The organism is uncultured Kiloniella sp. (genome assembly GCF_937128705.1).
GTDB lineage: Bacteria > Pseudomonadota > Alphaproteobacteria > Kiloniellales > Kiloniellaceae > Kiloniella.
In genome coordinates, this window is sequence record NZ_CAKZMP010000260.1 from 1 (window position 1) to 3099 (window position 3099).

Consider the following 3099-nt stretch of genomic DNA (forward strand, 5'->3'; position numbering starts at 1 on the left):
CGCCCTTAATATCAAAGAAACGAATTTCTTTGAAGTTGAAGAACTTCTCATAAAACTCGGCCCAATAGGCCATGCGACCACGATATACATTATGGGTAAGGTGATCGATGATATCCATGCCATACCCAACAGGATTTTTCTCAACACCCGGTAAGTACTCAAAATCGATATCGTAAATACTGGACCCATCTTCGTATCGATCAATTAAATAGACGGGTGCGCCGCCAATGCCTTTGATAGCTGGAAGTTTGAGTTCCATTGGACCGCAAGGAATATCCAGTGGCTGCGCGCCGAGTTCTAGAGCTCTATTATAAGCTTGGTGTGCGTTATCCACTCTGAACGCCATACCACAGGGGGAAGGGCCGTGCTCTTCTGCAAAATAATAGGCCGGACTGTTTTTCTCTTTGTTGAGAATAAAGTTCGTGTTGCCCTGACGATAGAGATCAACATCTTTAGAACGATGTCTTGCAACAAGGGTAAACCCAATTGTTGTAAATAGATCAATCAGAACCTGTGGATCGGGGGCCGCGAACTCTACGAATTCAAAGCCATTCAGACCCATAGGGTTATCAAACAAATCTGAACGTTCAGCCATTTTGTTCATTGTGGTCATCTTTTTTATCCATAGAAAGTAATCAAAATTAGGGTGTTTCTAACTTTGTTACTGAGGGGATCCTCTGGATAAGCCTCTGTTTTCATTGGATAGAGTTTGCCCTATTGTCATTACTATATAGGGGGCAAGAATTTTTGTGCGTGCCATCAGGCGAAAAGCACAAACAGCATAACTAAGGGTCGTTTTTATACGGTGATACTTCTTCATCGTGTGTAACCCTTGGTTAAGTTGAATAAGAGGATAGTTTCATTTGAAATTATATTGATAAGTAGTTTGATAGTCAATAATAACAAGGGATATCGGTGATAATATTCCAAGACGTTGGTTGGTTGTTTAAACAGGATGAAATCCAAAAATTTTACCAGCCAGAAAATTATTGTCGGACTTTTATTGACCTGTGTATGATCAGCTAACTATTGCATTATTCAGAAAGAGTTTCGTGAAGCACAATACAATTACCAACATTGGTTCGATAAACGTCGATCACGTCTATCGAGTTCCTTATTTTGTGAAACCGGGTGAAACGTTATCAAGCAAGTCTTATCAACGAGTTCTCGGGGGGAAAGGCGCTAATCAGTCTGTTGCCTTGGCAAGAGCAGGTGAGGTTGTGAAGCATATTGGCGTGATTGGTGATGACCATACCTGGATTATAGAAGAACTGAAATCTTCAAAAGTTGATACATCATCGATCGAAGTTGGATCTGTTGCAACGGGACATGCTTTAATTCAGGTCGATGATAATGCAGAAAACTGTATCTTACTTTTTGCAGGCGCTAATCATGAGCTCAGTATGAATAGTTTATCTGGCAAGCTAACAGATGTTGAAAAAGGAAGTTGGGTCCTTTTTCAAAACGAAATGCCTAATCTGGATAAGATGATTTCACTGGCTAAAGAAAAGAGTGCCCGTATTGCTGTTAATCCTGCGCCCTTTGACGGTGCAGCAAAAGAAATCGATTATGATCTCGTGGATTTGTTGATTGTAAATGATCTGGAAGCAGAAGAACTTGCAAAAACAAAGTGTCAGGGAGATTTGAGCAAACTTGCCGAACTTTGCCCAGTGGTAATTATAACCAGAGGTACACAAGGTGCCATTTGCTATTCTGCAAACGAAACAATTGAAGTTCCGTCGTTTAAAGTTGAGGCCGTTGATACAACAGGGGCGGGAGATACCTTCGTCGGATATATACTATCCTCTATTTCACAAGAATTATCTTTAAAAGACGCGATGTTAAGGGCCAGTGCTGCTTCGGCATTAGCGGTGACAAAACCCGGCGCTTCAGTTGCCATTCCAACCTCTGCCGAGGTGAAACAATTTTTAGAGACAATAAGTGATTAATAAAATGAAAAATCCTGTTATTTTTGATACCGATCCCGGGATTGATGATGCTTTTGCAATACATCATGCCCTTTATCATCCTGAAATTAACCTGATTGGTTTGACGACTGTTTTTGGAAACGTTCCAGTAGAAACCGCCGCCAAGAACGCAAAAATTCTGGTGGAAATGGCTGGTCAGGATATTCCCGTTTTTCAAGGTGCTTCTGGTCCTCTTGTGGCACCTCACAAAGGTTTCCCTGATTTTATTCACGGGGCCGATGGTTTTGGCGATATTAACTTGCCTGATCCCAAGGGTACTATTGAAAAAATATATGCTCCGCAGTTCATAATTGATGCAGTACGCAAACAGCCGGGCGAAGTAACCATTATTGCCGTTGGACCTTTAACAAATTTGGCGATGGCGCTTCGTATGGCACCAGATATTGCCCCCTTAGTTAAAGAAGTCATTATTATGGGCGGTGCGGCCAAAGAATATGGTAACGTTTCTGCCGTTGCTGAAGCGAACATATTCAACGATCCCCATGCGGCGGATATCGTATTTCGGGCTGACTGGCCCATGGTCATGGCGGGGCTTGATGTTACCCATCAAGTTACCTTACACAGAAAAGAAGCTGAAGAACTCGCTCAAAAAGTACCTAGAATTGGTGGTTTTTTGCTTGATGCTGCCGATTTATATTTCAAGTTCTATAATGGCGCATTTGGAATTGATGGGTGTTATTTCCATGACCCCTGTGCAACGGCATACTATGTAAATCCAGAACTTTTTGAATCAATAGAAGCAGCTGTGCGCGTAAGTTGCGAAGGACCAGCTTTTGGGCAAACCTTGATTAAACCAAAAGGGCACCCCGGACCTTCAACTGAATGGGATGGTTGTCGTAACCACAAGATTTTAATGCACGTCAAAGATACAGAAACAAAAGGCGAAGTTTTAGGGACAATTGCCAAGTTCGCCGACTAAAATTTGCAAGTAAATATTTCTTGCTATCATTCGTAAATAACCAAAGGCGTTATCATTATTGATGACGCCTTTGGCTTGTTCCCTTATTAAGGGAATAATAATTACAAAATTTTACTAGGGTGTGAACCCAATTCCATATCTTGCTGTGTATGACTTTTTGTGATTCATAACTCCCAACTTAGGGAGTTTTAG

The 3099-nt window shown here is 41.6% G+C and carries 2 protein-coding genes and 1 pseudogene; 2 read left to right on the plus strand and 1 reads right to left on the minus strand.

What is annotated here, in order from left to right; all coding sequences use genetic code 11:
- Positions 1 to 613: pseudogene (locus tag Q0241_RS13290) on the minus strand (4-hydroxyphenylpyruvate dioxygenase); the annotation flags it as partial.
- A 439-nt stretch (positions 614 to 1052) separates the two neighbouring features.
- Here Q0241_RS13290 and Q0241_RS13295 point away from each other — a divergent pair.
- On the plus strand, positions 1053 to 1949 hold the full coding sequence (locus Q0241_RS13295) for a ribokinase (RefSeq protein ID WP_299378264.1): 897 nt from the start codon (positions 1053 to 1055) through the stop codon (positions 1947 to 1949).
- Positions 1950 to 1953: 4 nt separating this feature from the next.
- A complete protein-coding gene (locus Q0241_RS13300) occupies positions 1954 to 2907 on the plus strand; it encodes a nucleoside hydrolase (RefSeq protein WP_299378266.1) in 954 nt (317 codons plus the stop codon).
- Positions 2908 to 3099: the final 192 nt, after the last annotated feature.